The sequence below is a fragment of the Pseudomonas sivasensis genome, assembly GCF_052938085.1.
The window spans coordinates 2059495-2076458 of sequence record NZ_CP176442.1; the positions used below are offsets into that span (position 1 = coordinate 2059495).

Below are 16964 nucleotides of genomic sequence, written 5' to 3' on the forward strand. Positions count from 1 at the left end.
CATGGCGCGTAGTCTCGCGGCGGCGGGCATTGTGCTGCTCGGCGCCGTGCTGTTCTGGTTGTCGTTGTACAGCTGGTCACCGTTCACCCTGACTGCGACAGATGCCTGGAATGGCTTGGTTCATCAAGGTGCTGTCGGCGGCAATATGGCTTATATCGTTGCCCAATTGCGGGTGCCGCGCGCGGTGTGTGCGGCGCTGGTGGGTGCTTGCCTGGGCCTTGCCGGGGCACTGATGCAAGGCATCACCCGTAACCGCCTGGCCTCGCCGTCGTTATTTGGCGTGACGGCGGGAGCGGCGTTGGGGCTGGCGTTGTTTTCGACAGGATTGGTTGCACCGCCGTTTGCCGGTGGCGCCTTGCTGATGACCTGCATCGGTGGCGCGTTGGCCTGGGTCACGGTGTTCAGCCTCGGTGGCGCCTGGTCGCCGACCACGGCCCAAGGTCGCTTGGTATTGGCCGGCGTGGCGGTGGCGGCGTTGTGCGCTGCCTTGACCCGGCTCACGGTGATTCTGGTGGAGGCTCAGGCACAAAGCGTATTGAACTGGCTGGCCGGCTCCCTCGCCAATGTGGGCGCTGCCCAAGTGCAACTGCTGTGGCCGTGCACCTTGATCGGTGGCCTGTGGGCGCTGTGGTGTGCGCCACGCCTGAACCTGATCAACCTTGGCGAAGACGCCGCCCGCTCGTTGGGCGTGGGCATCGCCAGCCTGCGCTTGCAGGTGTTCATTGCCAGCCTGTTGCTGGTGGGCGCCAGTGTCTGTGCGGTGGGGCCGATTGGTTTTGTCGGCTTGATTGCGCCGAATATCCTGCGCCAGTTTCTCGGCAATGATTACCGCTGGCTGATCCCGCTGAGTGCGGCTTTTGGCGCGGTGATCGTGCTCGGCGCCGACCTGCTCAGCCGCGCCGTGGCCTTTCCGGTGGAAACCCCGGCCGGTGTAGTCACTGCGCTGATCGGCGCACCGTTCTTTCTGTTTCTTGCCAGGCGCGCCCTATGATCCGCCCACGTTTTCGCCTGTGGTTGCTGCTCGGCCTGTTGCTGCTGGCGACCTTCGTCAGCCTCAGCGCCGGCACGTTGTGGCTCAAGCCCGCGACCGTCTTCGATCGCCTGCTGGCCCATGACGCCCTCGACTTCGAAGTGTGGAACCACCGCCTGCCGCGCAGCCTGATCGCCATCCTCGCAGGCGCAGCCTTCGGCCTGGCCGGTGCGATCGTGCAAGGCGTGATCCGCAACCCGCTGGCCTCGCCGGAAATCCTCGGCGTGACCCAAGGCGCGGGGTTGGCGCTGACCGTGGCGATCATCAGTTGGCCGCACCTGCCGATTGCCTGGCTGCCGTTGGTGGCCTGCCTGGGCGGTGCCGGCGGCGCTTTGCTGCTGGCGTTGTACAACACCGGCGTGAGTTTTTCCGGTGTGCGCTTCGCGCTGTCCGGAGTGGCGATTGCGGTGACCTTGTCCAGCGTCACCGAGTTTCTGATTCTGTCCCATCCGCTGGATATCAACACCGCGCTGCTCGCGCTCACCGGCAGCCTGTGGAGCCGCAACTGGCACCATGTGGCGCTGGTGTTGCCGTTCCTGCTGCTGATCCCGTTGGGGCTATGCCTGGCCAAACCGCTGAACCTGATCGCCCTCGGTGATGAAGCGGCTCATAGCCTGGGGACCGCATTGAGTCGCACGCGCTGGCTGGCGATGGCTTGCGCGGTGCTGCTCACCAGCCTGGGCGTAGGCGTGATCGGGCCGATTGGCTTTATCGGTCTGGTGGCGCCGCACATGGCGCGACGGCTGGTGGGCGGGCATCACCAGTACCTGCTGCCGGCGGCGATGCTGGTCGGCGCGCTGTTGCTGGTGCTGGCCGATACCCTCGGGCGCACGTTGATCGCGCCCAGCGAAATCCCCGCCGGGGTGCTGACGGCGGTGATTGGCGCACCGTATTTTCTTTGGTTGCTGGCACGGTTCAAGGGTTGATGACATGAGTGTTCTCCAGGCCCGCGAGCTTGATATCGGCTACGGCGGCACACGCATCGTGCAGGGGCTTTCGTTTGCGCCACCGGTGGGAAAAGTCACCGCGCTGATCGGGCCCAACGGCTGCGGCAAGTCCACGTTGCTCAAGGCCTTTGCGCGCATTCTCAAACCTACGCAGGGTGAACTGACGCTCGATGGCCAGCCTTACAGCGCCTTGTCCGCCCGCCAGCTGGCACGGCAGATCGCGTTTCTGCCCCAGGTATTGCCGGTGCCGGAAGGCGTCAGCGTGCGCCAGTTGGTTGCCTACGGCCGCAGTCCTCACAACTCACTGTGGGGACGCCTCAGCGGCAGCGATCAATCCCAGGTAAACCAGGCCCTGCAGCGCCTGGAACTGGACAACCTGGCCGACCGCGCCCTGGCGGATCTGTCCGGTGGCCAACGCCAACGCGCGTGGCTGGCGATGGTGCTGGCGCAGAACGCGCCGGTGGTATTGCTGGATGAACCGACGACCTATCTCGACATCAGTCATCAGGTCGAACTCATGGACTTGATGTGCGAACTGGCCGCCGAAGGCAAGACCGTGATCACCGTGCTCCACGACATCAACCAGGCGTGCCGCTATGCCGATCATTTGGCGGTGATGCACGGCGGTCATCTGGTCACCGATGGCGCGCCGGGCCAGGTGATCAGTGCGCAGTTGATGCGGGAGGTCTTTGAGGTGCAGGTGCAGATCATCAATGAGCCGGTTTCCGGTACCCCGATGTGCGTCGTGGAAAAAAGCACCCGCACTCAAGCCTGACGCGTTAAAAATGTGGGAGGGGGCTTGCTCCCGATGGCGCTGAGTCAGTACAAGCTGTTCCAACTGAAGCACCGCCATCGGGAGCAAGCCCCCTCCCACATGTTGATCTTCAGGGGGGCAGTTACTTAGCTTTATCTTTACGCATTCACGATCAACACATTACCGGACTGGAATCCACTCAACTGTGGGAGGGGGCTTGCTCCCGATAGCGCTGAGTCAGTACAAGCTGTTCCAACTGACGCACCGCCATCGGGAGCAAGCCCCCTCCCACATGTTGATCTCCAAGGGGGCAGTTACTTAGCTTTATCTTTACGCATTCACGATCAACACATTGCCGGACTGGAATCCAATCAACTGTGGGAGGGGGCTTGCTCCCGATGGCGGTGCAACAGTCAAAACATCAAGTGACTGACACACCGCCATCGGGAGCAAACCCCCTCTCACATTTTGATTTCAGTGGACTTCGGATTTCCACACGGCCTGCTTCACCTCAATCGCCTTGGGCAACAACCGGTTCTGGAAAAACAAATCCGCCGTCGCTTGCTGCGCCTGAATGATCCCCTCATCAATCGGCAAAATCGGCGATGGCGGGCGGTTATCCATATAGCGGGCGATCACGTCACCGGGCAGGCCCATGAAGGCTGTCAGTACCTTCACACTGTCCTCACGCTGGCTGCGGGTCAGTGCTTCGGCGTTGGTCAACTCACCCAGCAGATCATGGATAAATCCACCGTTGGCCTGGGCATATTCACGCCGCGCGGTGTACACCGGTCCCGACAACCCCAAGCCTTCACCATTGGCCAGCACATGGCTGGGGCTCTGGCTCAAGGCGAGGGACGAGTAGGGCTCCCAGATCGCCCAGGCATCCACGCTGCCTTGTTCGAACGCCGCGCGGGCATCGGCGGGCGGCAGGTACACCGGCTGGATGTCCTTGTAGCTAAGGCCCGCTTTGTTCAGCGCGCGCAGGATCAGGTTGTGGGAGCTGGAGCCTTTCTGGAAGGCAACTTTCTTGCCTTTCAAATCCGCCACCGAATGCAGTGGGCTGTCATTGCGCACCAGTATGGTTTCGGCGCTGGGCTTGGGCGGCTCGGCGCCGATATACACCAAGTCGGCGCCCGCCGCCTGGGCGAACAGCGGCGGGATGTCGCCGGTGGAGCCCACATCCAGTGCGCCCACGTTGAGCGCTTCAAGCATCTGCGGGCCGGCGGGGAATTCGATCCACTTCACATCCGTCTGCGGGAAGCGTTTTTCCAACAGGCCATGTTCCTTGGCCAGGACCAGGGCGATGGAGCCTTTCTGGTAGCCGATGCGCAGGGTGTCCGGCTCGGCCGCCCACGCGGTTTGGGTCATCAGTAAGGCCAACAACAGTGCCGGGATCTTCATGCCGGAGTCTCCTTGAAGCGATTTTCCGGGCGCGCCAAACCGAGGTTTTCCCGCAAGGTTGTGCCGGTGTATTCGGTGCGCAACAGGCCGCGCCGTTGCAGTTCAGGCACCACCCACTGGGCGAAATCCTCCAGCCCACCGGGCAGATGAGGCACCAGGATATTGAAACCATCCGCCGCGCCGTTTTCGAACCAGTTTTGCAGCTCATCGGCAATCTGCGCGGGCGTGCCGATCAGACTGTAATGCCCGCGACCACCGGCAATGCGCCGGCCCAGCTGTCCCAGGGTCAACTGTTCGCGATGAGCCAAATCACTGAGCAATTGCTGACGGCTCCGTTGCCCGCTATCGGTCAATGGCAGCTCCGGCAACGGCCCATCCAGTGGGTACCCGGACAGGTCGAAATTGCCCAGCATGCGCCCCAGCAAGGCAACGCCGACTTCGGGCTCCACTAGATCCTGGAATGCCTCGAATTTTGCCTGGGCCTCGGCCTCGGTGTGCCCGACCACCACAAACACGCCGGGCATGATTTTCAGCGAATCCGGCTGACGTCCATACCCGTCCAGGCGCCCTTTGAGATCAGCATAAAATGCCTGGGCATTGGCCAGCGAAGTCTGTGCGGTAAACACCACCTCGGCGGTCTGTGCCGCCAAATCGCGGCCCGTTTCCGAAGAGCCCGCCTGCACGATCACCGGCTGGCCTTGAGGCGAGCGCGCCACGTTCAGCGGGCCTTTGACCCGGAAGTGTTCGCCCACATGATCGAGCACATGCCGCTTCGTCGGCTCGTAGTAGGTGCCGCTGGCTTTGTCGCGCACGAAGGCGTCGTCTTCCCAGCTGTCCCAAAGGCCCGTCACCACCTTATGAAACTCGCGGGCGCGGCTGTAGCGCTCGGCATGGCCCACGTGTTCATCGCGGCCGAAATTTTGCGCCTCTGCAGCAGCGTCCGACGTCACCAGGTTCCAACCCGCCCGCCCCCCTGACAGGTGATCCAGCGAGGCGAATTTGCGCGCCACATGGTAGGGCTCGTTGTAGGTGGTGGTCGCCGTGGCAATCAGGCCGATATGCTCCGTCACCGCACTCAACGCCGAGAGCAGGGTCAGCGGCTCGAAATGATCCGATCGCGCCATATGGCTGGCGATCTCGCCCGTGGGCGCGGCAATGCTGTCGGCTACGAACAGTGCATCGAACCTGGCCGCTTCGGCCACGCGCGCCAAGTGTTTGTACTGGGCGAAATCCAGCCCGGCATTTGCCGGTACGTCCGGATGGCGCCACGCGGCCACATGGTGCCCGGTGGCCATGAGAAAGGCGCCGAGTTTCAGCTGACGGCTCATGTTAGAAATCCTTGCGCAGTTGCACGCCGAAGTAACGTTCATCGTCACGAGGTACGGCGCGGTAGATGTAGTTGCCGCCACTGGCCAGCAATGGCGAGTAGGACTTGTCGGCGAGGTTTTTGGCCAGCAGCGCCACGCGCCAGCCATTGCTGTAGTCCGCCAGGGCCACGCTGGCGTTCCAGATGCCGTAGGCGCCTTGTTTGGTGTCGAGGTTTTGGCTGATGTCGTACTGCACTTCGCTCTGCCAGCTGTAGTCGGTGCCCAGTTCGATATCCAGGCCGTTATCCAGTGGGATGGTGTAGTCGGCGCGTACGTAACTCTTCCAGTCCGGGCTGTAGGGCAGCGGCTTGCCGTTGACGTTGCAGGTGGCCGCCGCGCCCGCCGGGCAGGCGAATTCGTCGATGCGTGCACGGGTGTAGGCCAGGGCGCCGGAGAGCTTGAGTTGCTGGGTGGCCTGCAAGGCGTAATCGAGTTCGACGCCTTCGGTGCTGACGCTGCCGGCGTTGATCAGGCGGGTCACCACTTGGCCGGCGACCGAGTCGAAAAAGTTGGCCTGGTAGTTGTCGTAGTCGCTGTGGAAAACCGCCAGGTTGGTGGTCAGTCGGTTGTTCCAGGCCGTGGCCTTGATCCCGGCTTCCCAGGTGTTGGAGGTTTCCGGCTTGAGCGCATCGGTATCGCGCGGCTGCATGTTGAAGAACACGTTGTAGGCCGGGCCTTTGTAGCCGCGCGAGTAGGTCAGGTAGCTGGTGATGTTATCGGTCAGGTCGTACTGCACGCCGAGGCGCCCGGACCAGCCATCTTCGTCCACTGAACCCGAGCTGGACGTGGCCGGTTGAATCCCACTGACGGTGGTGGCCGAGGTGGATACGCGGCGGTGATCGTATTTCAAGTCGTCATGGGTGTAGCGCAGGCCGGCGATCCCGCGAAAGCGCGAGGTGAAGTTGAGCGTGGTCTCGCCAAACACCGCGTAGCTGTCGCTGGTGGTGCTGTAGTCGGCGACGCCACGGTCGGTGCGCGTGGTGGTGGTGAGCGTGCGCTGGTAAGTCTCTTCGTCCTTGCCATGCATGTAGAACAGGCCGCCGACGTACTCCAGGAATTCACCCTTGGGCGAGGCCAGGCGCAACTCTTGAGAGTACTGGTCGAAGGCCAGCTCACCCTTGTCGGCAGTGCCGGGAAACGCGGCGGTCACGCTGCCGAGGCGGTCGCCATCCTGGTATTGGGTGTTGTCCCAGCCGCGCCAGGCGGTGATTGAGGTCAGGGTGTAGTCGCCCAGATTCCAGTCCAACTGGGCGGACAAACCTTTGTTGGTGTCCTCGACATGGCTGCGCGTATCGGTGTTGATGTCGCGGTTGTCGCTGGAGGCCCGCACCGGGCTCAAGGCGTTGCTGAATGCTGGGGTCAATGACTTACTGACCACACCATTCGGCGCATCGTCGTGAGATTGCATGTAGTCGGCGATCAGCGTCAGCGTCACGTCGTCGTTGGGGGTGAATTCCAACTTGCCGCGAATGCCTTTGTGGTTGTAACCGTTGACCTCCTGACCGTTGTGCTGGTTGTCGACGTTGCCGTCATAGCTGCCAAACAGCGTGCTGACCGAGCCTTTGAGCACGTCCGGCACCAGGCTGCCGCCGATGCCGAAACGGGTGCGGCTTTCATTGCCGCTGTAGTACGACTGGTCGATGTAGCCGTGGGTCTCGGCGGTGGGGGCCTTGCTGGTGATGTTGAGCACACCGGCCGAGGCGTTCTTGCCGAACAGCGTACCTTGGGGGCCGCGCAGCACTTCGATGCGTTCCAGGTCCAGCAGGTCGAGGGTGGCCTGGCCGGGGCGCGCATAGACCACGCCGTCGATCACCGTGGCCACGGTCGGCTCCACGCCGGGGGAGGTGGAGATGGTACCCACGCCGCGTACGAATAATGAGGTGTCCTTGTTCGATGCGCCGGTACGGAAGTTCAGCGACGGCACCTGTTGCGCGATGCTCGCTACGCCGTTGCGGTTGTCGCGCTCCAGTTGCTCGCCATCGAGTACCGAGACCGCCACCGGGACTTTCTGCAGGGATTCTTCGCGGCGGGTGGCGGTGACGGTCACCGCTTCGAGGGTGGCTTGCGGCTCGTCGGCGGCAATGGCGGCGCCTGCCGGAAGTGCGGTCAAACCGGCGAGGAATAACAAGTGAGTGTGTTTGTGCATGTTGTGCCCGCTCAAAAAAATGCCCTGGTCCGCTGCGGTTCTACGACCGCCAGCGCCTGTGAAACTGTCTTGGGCATTCGCTTGAGCGAGTAGCAGACAGCGCGCTTTGTTAGCGCTAACATCGGCATTATTGTTAGCTCTGCTTTAGAGCGTCAAATACTTAAAAATTAGTCTCATATTCTTTTTGGTTGTTAACAGGATTCTCCCGTGAGCGAAGAAAAACCGCGCAAACGCCGTGGCGCCGGGCGTGTCACCTTGAATACCGTGGCGCGCCAGGCTGGCGTGTCGGCTATTACCGTGTCGCGTTATTTCAACCAGCCGGAACAGGTGTCCCCAGAACGCCGCGAACGCATTGCCCAAGTAGTCGCCGAGCTGGGTTACGTGCCCAACCTGGTGGCCGGCGGATTGGCGTCGGCGCGTGGGCGGATCGTGGCGATGGTGATCCCGAACATTTCCGGACCGATTTTTGCCAATACCATTCAGGGGTTCAGCGATACCCTCAGTCGCCATGGCTACCAACTGTTGCTGGCGTCGAGTTACTTCAGCGCTGAGCAAGAAGAAAGCGCGGTGCGGGCGTTTCTGGGTTGGTCGCCAGCGGCGCTGGTGCTGACCAGTCGCTTCCACAGCGCGGCGACTGAAAAGATGATTGCCGACGCGGACATTCCGGTGGTGGAAACCTGGGACTACGTGCCCGAGCGCGCACCGGTACAGATCGGCTTTTCCCACTACCAGGTCGGCGTCAGCGCCGCGCGTTACCTGCATGGCAAGGGCTATCGGCGCATGGCCTTCGTGCAGAACAGCGTGGCGGGTGACTTCAGCGCCCATGAGCGTGGGGAAGGATTTGCGGCAACCCTGGTCGAGCTGGGCGTGCAGCCCCAGGTGTTCGTCCCGGACGCCGGCCGCGCACCGTTCGAGGCGGGCAAGCAGGCCATGGAGGCGCTGATGAGCCACGCCACCCCACCGGAGGCGATCTTCTTCGCCAATGACAACCTGGCCGCCGGTGGCCTGCTGGCCGGGCAGCGTTCCGGATTGAAGTGCGCGGTGCTCGGGTTCGGTGATTACCCGTTTGCAGAAATGCTGCTGCCGAGCCTGAGCACCATCAAACCGCCGGCGCTTGAGATTGGTGTGCTGGCGGCGACGCGGGTCCTGGAAAGCCTGGGGGTCTTACCGGTTGCGGAGGACGTCCAGCGGCTGAATTTCTTGCAATGTCAGTTGATCGCGCGTGAGAGTGCCTGACACAACCGGGCGCTACTCACGCGGGCTCGTATGCTTATGTGCCGGTCCGACGAGCTGCCTTCGGGTAGGCCTTGTTTGCCCAGGCGATATCGCCTGGGCTGAGCATCGAGTTTCTTGAGTGGAAGGTATTACTCGTCGTCAACGCGGGGTTGATCGCGTAGTGCATGGCTGAGTCTTCGTCATACGGCAGAAAATCATAGGCAGCGCTGCGCGGCAGGGGCAGCAAGTTGGCTTGCTGGTAGTAACGGGGTATATGCCGGTCAAGTTTGGCCAGGTCCCACGGGATATTCGCGTCAGGATGCTGATGGGCATGCCGGGCGCCGAGCATGTGGCCGAATTCGTGCAACACGGTGTGGACGAATGAAGTCGACGAGTAGTCTATCGGCAGGTTCATGGTCGGCATTCCGGGGGAGACTTTTTGTGCATCGGTACCGACCATTGAGACCCCGGAACCTTGATGAATCGGCACCCCCGAGATGCGAACATCGCCTTCTTCCCCGCTGACGAATTCGAATTTGAGGTTGATATGGGGCAGCCACTCGCTGGCGGCCTGCTTGACCGCCTGCACATAAGGGTCGTCCATCTCGTAGTCATACATGGCGATTTTGAGGGTGCTGTGCTGCGGCCAGTATTTATCGGGCTCACCCACATCGCGGCGACTTCGGGAGAGGCGTTCGGTCGGTTGAATGCTGTCGCCGTCCTCGGCGGGCGAGGGGGGTGGCGCGGGCAGCGGAGGCGTGAATAGTCTTGAAGCGATCATGGCGTCTTACTCGGGTTATCTGGGACAAGTCCGAGCATTGATTGGCACAGATTGCCCAGAGCGTTCCATTGAAGCCCCGACACTCGCCCGAGGTTTATTTGCGGCGCGGTGGCATTTTGGATACGGTGCAAGCCTCTTCCTCCAGGACTTTTCCATGACCGAGTCGCCGCCGAAAACCCGCCGCGCACCCAAAGGTGAAAAACGCCGCGAAGAGCTGCTGGATGCGGCCTTGCAAGTGTTTTCCCTGGAAGGCTACAGCGGTGCCTCGATGGCGCAGGTGGCGGGGATCGTAGGGATTTCCGTGGCCGGGTTGCTGCACCATTTTCCGAGCAAGATCTCACTGTTGATGGGCGTGTTGCAGCGGCGTGATGAGGTCAACCAGCGGATTGCCGATGAAGTGCGTGCGGAGAAAACCCTCAATGGTTTGCTCGGCAGCCTGCGCGCAATCAATCGTTCAAATGCCACGGCGCCTGGCGTGGTGCGCGCGTTTACCATCTTGAATGCCGAAAGTCTGTTGGATACCCAGCCGGCCTGGGCGTGGTTCCAGGCGCGCTACGCGGCGATTCACCAACGCATGCAAGGACAGTTTGCCGACCTGGTGGCGGCGGGGGAGGTGCGCGGCGACGTGGACATCGCCGGGCTGGTGGAGGAGATCCTGGCCATGATGGATGGCCTGCAGATCCAGTGGTTGCGGTTTCCCGAGCAGGTGGATCTGGTGGCGCGCTTCGACGCCTACATTGCGCGGGTTGAAGCGGCCATTCGAACCTGAGTCAAACACAGTCAAAAATGTGGGAGGGGGCTTGCCCATCCCACATTAGACCGAGTCGGGATCAGTTACCGGCAGCACTGCCCTGGCTGCTGTCATCGCTCATGTCATAGCCATCACCTTCACTGGTGCCGCTGTCGCCTTCATTCTGATGCAGCACACCGCCAGTCTTCACCTGTGGCAGCTCACGCAACGTCGAATTGAGCGCTGAACGCGGCAACGGGTTGCTGGTGGTCGTCGACAGTTCCTGGCGGAACGGGTTGACCAGCTTGGCGTTCAGGCGAATGTCCTGAGACGACGCGCCCACCGACAAGTTGAAGCTGTCGGCGTCCACCACCCATTGCTTGCTCTTGACGTCGTAGTAGGCCAGCGAGCGATCGTTGAGCTCGATGGTCACGCGCTTGCTCTCGCCCGGCTTCAAGAACACTTTCTTGTAGCCCTTGAGTTCCTTGAGCGCCCGCTCGACTTTCGGATTGTTCTGGCCCACGTACAGCTCGGCGACTTCGGCGCCCGCCACCTTGCCGGTGTTGGCCAGGTCGAACGACACCTTGATCGGCGCCCCTGCAACTGCAACCCCTGGCGTCACGCTGATGTTGCTGTAGCCGAAGGTGGTGTACGACAAGCCATAGCCGAACGGGTAGAGCGGCTTGATGCCTTTTTTCTCGTAACCGCGATAGCCCAGGAACAGGTCGTCCTTGTAGCTCATCTCAGCCAGGGTTTCCTGGTTGTCGAACTTGGGGAAGGTCGCGTAGATCGGGTTGTCTTCGATGTTGCGCTCGATGCTGATTGGCAACTTGGCCGACGGGTTGACCTTGCCCAGCAGGATCTCCGCCAATGCCTGGCCGCCGTTCTGCCCAGGGTAGAACGCATGCAATGCGGCCGGTACCTGGTCGATCCAGTCGCTCATTTTCAACCCGGTACCGCCGTGCAGGGTGACGACAGTATTGGGGTTGACCTTGGCGATGCTCTGGATCAGTTGGCCCTGGAACTCCGGCAGGTCGAAGCTGTGGTCAAAGCCTTCACCTTCGTATTCATTGCTGTTGCCAGCAGCCACCAGCACTGCGTCGTACTTGGCCAGGTCCTGTGGCGCCACCAGCGAGGCCCAGCTCATCTGCACGCCCACCAAACCGCCCATGGTCGAGAGGTAGCCGTTGCGGCGCGAGTATTCCAGCTTGATGTCGACGGCTTTGCCAGCCTCCAGATTGACCTTGGCGAATACCGGAATGGTCGGTGGGATGCTGTTGTTGGGCAGCGGCTTGCCGTCGCCGTTATCCAGCACTTTCTTACCGTTGACGTAGAGACGCACGGCACCGTCGGCGCGAATCTTGAACACCTGTTCGCCGCTGACGGTCGGGGTGATCTGGCCGCTGTAGCGAATCGAAGTGGCCGCCGTATCGCCGTTCACCGGCAGGCTGTCGGTGGACCAGTCCAAGTCGACATGGCGATCGGTTCGGCTGGCCGCCGGGTCGCCGGACCAGTTGGTGTTGCTGAAGAACTCGGTCTTTACGCCTTTGACGCTGTTGCCGTCGCTGTCCGTGTGAGTCCAGTTGGAGGCCGTCGGGTCCAGGGACAGGCCGTCGATAAACTCGACCTTGGCACCCGGCGCCAATTGCTGCAGGCCGCTCAGCTCGCTGATGTAGTTGGCCGCCATCACATTCGCGCTGCCGAAACCGGTGGGCGGGGCGTATTTGGCCAGGTTGCCGACCACCGCGATGGTCTTGACCTTCTTGGCATCCAGAGGCAGCAGGTTGTTCTGGTTTTTCAGCAACACGATGCCTTCGCGCGCCGCGTTCAGGGCCACGCGGTTGCTGGTGGCGCTGTTCATGTTGTGGCTGGTCAACGGCGCTTTGCTGTCGAACTTGTACAGGTAGATCTGCTTGAGGATGCGCCGCACCTTGTCATCGATGGTCGCGCTGCTCAGCTCGCCGCTGTCCAGAAACGGCTTGAGCACCGTGCTGTTCATCTGGTAGCCCATCATGTCCAAGTCGGTGCCGGCCTGCGCTGCCGGCAAGCCGTTGACCACCGCGTTGTAGTCACTCTGCACGAAGCCTGGATAGCCCCATTCGGTCTTCAGGATGTCGCGCATCAGGTGTTTGTTCTGGCAGGCGAACTCGCCGTTCACTTTCTGGAACGCACACATCATCATCGCCACCTTGCTGTTCTTCGAGGCGGACTCGAAGGGCGGCAGGGTCATCTCGCGCAGCACACGCTCGCTGATGATTTCGTCGAGGTGGAAGCGATTGCTTTCCTGGTCGTTGGCCGCGAAATGCTTGGCGTTGGCCCACACGCCACGGGACTGGATACCGTTGATCACTGCCGGCCCCAGGCTGGCGCCGAGGAACGGGTCTTCACCGGACAGATACTCGAACGCACGGCCACTGTAGGGCATGCGGTACAGGTTCACGCCGGGGCCGGTGACGAACTGATAACCGCCGCTGGCAGTGTCGTAGCCCAGTGCACGACCCAGGTCGATGGCACGGCGCGGGTTCCAACTGGCGGCCAGGTTCGGTCCGGAAGGGTAGACCACGCCCTGGGCGTTGCCTTCACTGGTGTAGCGCACACCGACGCCGCCGTCGGCACCGTGGATCTGTGGGATGCCGTATTGGGTCAGCGGCTTGACGTCCCAGCCACCGGTGCCGCCGATGTAGGCGAGTTTTTCTTCCATGGTCATCTTCGCCAGGGTTTTGTCCGCGGCCTTTTCTGCACGGTTCACCCGGCCTTCGTCCAAGGCAGGGCTGGTGGCCGCGTGCACCTGGGATACGGCCAGCGCCAGCAGGGCAAACGCCGACTGCGCACCGATCATCTTGCGTTTATTCATGGGGTTTCTCCGACAACTGTTTAGTAAAAATAGGGTGACGCTCGTCACTTTTTCGTGGGCAATAGTTCGCCTTGATCGCAATGTTTAACCGATGGCTAATTGCAATTACTTGGCGGGTTTTGCAGATTCTGTAAGTTTAATAATTGTGTTAATTATTGTTGTGGATGATGTCTTGGCGATATCACTAGATGGCATTTTGAACCGCGAAAACGTGATAATTAAGGCAATTCTTGCGGTTATAAGTCAAACGAAAGCTAATTTTTGCGTGAAATAAGAAATATTTCATTACGATTTTGAACTAAGACTAAACCTACCAGTCGATTGGTTTAAGAAAATAGATGGTGGCATGGCGAACTAGTGGCGTTGCTCGGTAGTTCTAAAAGGCCATGTTTTATACACGCTGTCATACACAACGCTTTGCTGTAGGGTCTTGAACCGATTCAAGGCGCCACGTGAGCGTTTCGCAGTTTTTTATCTGGAGAATGTTTATGAAAAAGTCCCTGCTGGGTGCCGGTTTTGTGCTGGGCGTTGCATTGAGCGGCGCGGCCATTGCGGCTGAAGCCACCGACGCGGATGCCAAGTCCGGCGCCGCCGATTCCACCGTGTTGACCCAGTCCCACGATGCCAAGGCTGCCAAGAAGCAGAAGGCAGAAACCACCAAGGGTGGCCGACCGTTGAATGGCAGCCAGGCCGCGCCGAAGACCTCGAACTAACGGCGAAACGCGGCCCCCTGCGGGAGGGGAAAGCCCACTCCCACAGGGGTTCCCAGTAGCCCTTTAGAACATCGCCCCTCAGATAGCTACTCATGCCAAGTCCCTCAACGCCCATCAACGCCTGCCAGATGCACATCCCGCACACCGAACAGGTCTGCGCGTGGCTGATGCAGCACGCCGGCTTGAAAACCGTTGACCTGGAGCGCGCCCGGCGCCTGTCCCAGGAGTCTGACGACACCGAACTACTCGGCCTGCTCACCCGCCTGGGACTGGTCTCCGAAGTGGAGTTGGCCCGCGCCTGGGCAGACCTGCTTGGCGCACCGCTGTTGCTGGCGGACGCAGCGCCGCCGTTGCTCGACCCGTTGCCGGCCCTGACCGAGCGTTTTATGCGCCATCACCAAGTGGTGCCCGTGGGCTGGAGCCAGGGCGGGTTGCGGGTGCTGGCGGCCAACCCGGCGTTGGTTTATCCGTTCCAGGCCATGGCTTATGCGTGCGGTGTGCCGGTGTGGCTGGCGGTGGGCCCGCGCAATGAAGTCGATACCCTGATCGAGCGCTATTACGGCCAGGGCCGCTCGGCGATGGGTACCCTGATCGAAAACCTCGACGAACAGGGCGGCGCGCTCGAAGACATCGAACACCTCAAGGACATGGCCTCCGAAGCGCCGGTGATTCGCCTGGTCAACCTGATCCTGCAGCGCGCGGTGGAACATCGCGCCTCGGACATCCATATCGAGCCCTTCGAAAATCAGCTCAAGGTGCGCTACCGCATTGACGGCGTGCTGCATGAGGCGGAGGCGCCGCCGTCCAGTTCATCGGCGGCGGTGATTTCGCGGGTAAAGATCATGGCGCGCCTGGACATCGCCGAACGACGCCTGCCCCAGGACGGGCGCATCATGCTGCGCATCCAGGGCAAGGAACTGGACTTGCGTGTGTCCACCGTGCCCACCAGTTTTGGCGAGTCGGTGGTCATGCGTTTGCTCGACCGCCAGACCGTGCAGTTCGATTTTCAGAGCCTGGGCTTCGATGGCCAGCGCCTGGAAACCTTCCTCGAAGTGCTCGAACGCCCCCACGGCATCCTGCTGGTCACCGGTCCGACGGGCTCGGGCAAGACCACCACGCTGTACACCGCGCTGTCGCGGCTCAATACCGCCGAGCGCAAGATCATCACCGTGGAAGACCCGGTGGAGTACCAGCTCGAAGGCATCAACCAGATCCAGGTAAAACCGGCCATCGGCCTCGACTTTGCCGGCGCGCTGCGCTCCATCGTGCGTCAGGACCCGGACGTGATCATGATCGGCGAGATCCGCGACCTGGAAACCTGCCGCATCGCCATCCAGTCCTCTTTGACCGGCCATTTGGTGCTGTCGACCCTGCACACCAACAGCGCGGCGGCGAGTATCACGCGCTTGCTGGACATGGGCGTCGAAAGCTATCTGATCGCCTCGACCGTCAACGGCATCCTCGCCCAACGCCTGGTGCGCCGTCTTGATCCGGCCACTCGAGAAGCCTTCGAAGCACCGGCCGAATTGATCGCCGAACATGGCCTGGATCGTTTTACCGAGCAGCGCCCGATCATGCTCTATCGCCCTCGCGCCGACGCGCCCGGCGGCGGCTACCACGGCCGCAGTGCAATCACTGAATTGTTGGTGATGAACGATGAACTGCGCAGCCTGCTGATGCGTCAGGCCGACGCCGCCACCCTGGAACAGGCTGCCCGTCGCGGCGGCCTGCGCACCTTGCATGAAGAAGGCCTGCGCCAAGCCGTAGCCGGGGTGACGTCCCTGGAAGAAGTGCTGCGCGTTACCCGAGGGGAGGGCACGTGAGCCTGTTCAAATACCGCGCCCTCGACAGCCAGGGCACGCCGCAAAATGGCACCCTGGAAGCCAAGGACCAGGATGCCGCCGTCGCCGCGCTGCACAAGCGCGGTTTGTTGTTATTGCACATTGATGTGGCCGGCGCTCAAGGGCTGCGCAACGCCCTTGGGCGCGGCCAGTTGAACGGCGCGGCGTTGGTCAGTTTTACCCAGCAACTGGCCACGCTTTTGGGCGCCGGACAGCCGTTGGAACGCTCCCTGGGCATCCTGCTCAAACAGCCCGGCCAGCCCCAGACCCGCGCGTTGATCGAGCGCATTCGTGAGCGCGTCAAAGCCGGTCAGCCTTTGTCCAAAGCCTTGGAAGAGGAGGGCAGCCAGTTCTCGCCGCTGTACCTGAGCATGGTGCGTGCCGGCGAAGCCGGCGGCGCCCTGGAAAACACCTTGCGCCAGCTCAGCGACTATCTGGAGCGCAGCCAACTGTTGAGGGGCGAGGTGATCAATGCGTTGATCTATCCGGCGTTTCTGGTGGTCGGCGTACTGGGTTCACTGGCGCTGTTGCTGGCCTATGTGGTGCCGCAGTTCGTGCCGATCTTCAAAGACTTGGGCGTGCCGATTCCGTTGATCACTGAGGTGATCCTGAATCTCGGCCAATTCCTGGGTGCCTACGGCCTGGCGGTGTTGGCCGGGTTGATCGTGACGATCTGGACCCTGGTCGCTCGCCTGCGGGACCCCCGGCGCCGCGAAAATTACGATCGCCGCGTGTTGGGCATTCGCCTCATCGGCCCACTGTTGCAACGGGTCGAAGCCGCCCGACTGGCGCGCACCCTGGGCACCTTGCTGAGCAATGGCGTGGCCCTGCTGCAAGCCCTGGTCATCGCCCGGCAGGTCTGCACCAACCGCGCCCTGCAAGCGCAAGTCGCCCAGGCCGCCGAGTCGGTCAAGGGCGGCGGCACCCTGGCGAGTGCCTTTGGCTCGCAGCCGCTGCTGCCGGACCTGGCCTTGCAAATGATTGAAGTCGGCGAACAGGCCGGCGAACTGGACAGCATGCTGCTCAAGGTCGCCGACGTGTTCGACGTTGAAGCCAAACGCGGCATCGACCGCTTGCTCGCTGCGCTGGTGCCGTCCCTGACCGTGGTCATGGCGGTGCTGGTGGCGGTGATCATGCTGGCGATCATGCTGCCGCTGATGAGCCTGACCAGCAATATATGAA

13 protein-coding genes are annotated in these 16964 nt (G+C 61.8%); 8 read left to right on the forward strand and 5 right to left on the reverse strand.

The genetic code is table 11. The features are described from left to right. The first annotated feature begins 1 nt into the window (after position 1). From fecC to fecE, 3 genes are read left to right on the forward strand one after another with little or no spacing between them, the layout of a single operon-like run. Complete coding sequence (gene fecC, locus ACKZ62_RS09720; RefSeq protein WP_447096588.1) at positions 2–991, forward strand: iron-dicitrate ABC transporter permease FecC; 990 nt, start codon at positions 2–4, stop codon at positions 989–991. Then, positions 988–1956 (forward strand): iron chelate uptake ABC transporter family permease subunit, encoded by a 969-nt coding sequence (locus tag ACKZ62_RS09725; RefSeq protein WP_032886918.1) that lies wholly within the window; start codon positions 988–990, stop codon positions 1954–1956. Before fecC ends, ACKZ62_RS09725 begins: the two co-directional genes overlap by 4 nt. Positions 1957–1960: 4 nt before the next feature. Beyond that, positions 1961–2752 carry a Fe(3+) dicitrate ABC transporter ATP-binding protein FecE gene (gene fecE, locus ACKZ62_RS09730; RefSeq protein ID WP_447096589.1) on the forward strand — a complete coding sequence of 264 codons (792 nt, stop codon included), beginning with the start codon at positions 1961–1963 and terminating at the stop codon, positions 2750–2752. A 453-nt stretch (positions 2753–3205) separates the two neighbouring features. On the opposite strand, the gene ACKZ62_RS09735 is transcribed toward fecE, so the two are convergent. The 3 genes from ACKZ62_RS09735 to ACKZ62_RS09745 are packed head-to-tail and all read right to left on the reverse strand — an operon-like array spanning position 3206 to position 7648. Further along, positions 3206–4135 (reverse strand): sulfonate ABC transporter substrate-binding protein, encoded by a 930-nt coding sequence (locus ACKZ62_RS09735; protein ID WP_447096590.1) that lies wholly within the window; start codon positions 4133–4135, stop codon positions 3206–3208. After that, on the reverse strand, positions 4132–5463 hold the full coding sequence (locus tag ACKZ62_RS09740) for an LLM class flavin-dependent oxidoreductase (protein WP_095185604.1): 1332 nt from the start codon (positions 5461–5463) through the stop codon (positions 4132–4134). Before ACKZ62_RS09740 ends, ACKZ62_RS09735 begins: the two co-directional genes overlap by 4 nt. Position 5464: 1 nt before the next feature. Next, a complete protein-coding gene (locus ACKZ62_RS09745) occupies positions 5465–7648 on the reverse strand; it encodes a TonB-dependent receptor (protein WP_442117486.1) in 2184 nt (727 codons plus the stop codon). Positions 7649–7855: 207 nt separating this feature from the next. On the opposite strand from ACKZ62_RS09745, the gene ACKZ62_RS09750 reads away from it, so the two are divergent. Then, positions 7856–8884, forward strand: coding sequence for a LacI family DNA-binding transcriptional regulator (locus tag ACKZ62_RS09750; RefSeq protein ID WP_122764687.1), 1029 nt, complete (start codon positions 7856–7858; stop codon positions 8882–8884). Positions 8885–8918: 34 nt separating this feature from the next. Here the strand turns inward: ACKZ62_RS09750 and ACKZ62_RS09755 are convergent, their stop codons facing one another. Further along, positions 8919–9644 (reverse strand): M12 family metallopeptidase, encoded by a 726-nt coding sequence (locus ACKZ62_RS09755; RefSeq protein ID WP_447096591.1) that lies wholly within the window; start codon positions 9642–9644, stop codon positions 8919–8921. A 154-nt stretch (positions 9645–9798) separates the two neighbouring features. Here ACKZ62_RS09755 and ACKZ62_RS09760 point away from each other — a divergent pair, with 154 nt between their 5' ends. Further along, positions 9799–10413: a TetR/AcrR family transcriptional regulator gene (locus ACKZ62_RS09760; RefSeq protein WP_032887231.1), complete on the forward strand. Its 615-nt coding sequence runs from the start codon at positions 9799–9801 to the stop codon at positions 10411–10413. A gap of 61 nt (positions 10414–10474) precedes the next feature. On the opposite strand, the gene ACKZ62_RS09765 is transcribed toward ACKZ62_RS09760, so the two are convergent. Further along, on the reverse strand, positions 10475–13228 hold the full coding sequence (locus tag ACKZ62_RS09765; protein ID WP_095185608.1) for a beta-glucosidase: 2754 nt from the start codon (positions 13226–13228) through the stop codon (positions 10475–10477). Between the two features lie 488 nt (positions 13229–13716). Here ACKZ62_RS09765 and ACKZ62_RS09770 point away from each other — a divergent pair, with 488 nt between their 5' ends. The 3 genes from ACKZ62_RS09770 to gspF all read left to right on the forward strand — a co-directional run bounded on the left by ACKZ62_RS09770 (position 13717) and on the right by gspF (position 16963). Beyond that, positions 13717–13941, forward strand: coding sequence for a hypothetical protein (locus ACKZ62_RS09770; protein ID WP_032887233.1), 225 nt, complete (start codon positions 13717–13719; stop codon positions 13939–13941). Positions 13942–14033: 92 nt separating this feature from the next. Beyond that, positions 14034–15764, forward strand: a complete 1731-nt coding sequence (gspE, locus tag ACKZ62_RS09775; RefSeq protein WP_095185609.1) for a type II secretion system ATPase GspE — start codon at positions 14034–14036, stop codon at positions 15762–15764. Further along, positions 15761–16963, forward strand: coding sequence for a type II secretion system inner membrane protein GspF (gene gspF / locus ACKZ62_RS09780; RefSeq protein ID WP_447096592.1), 1203 nt, complete (start codon positions 15761–15763; stop codon positions 16961–16963). The genes gspE and gspF overlap by 4 nt, the downstream gene beginning before the upstream one ends. The last annotated feature ends 1 nt before the right edge of the window (position 16964 follow it).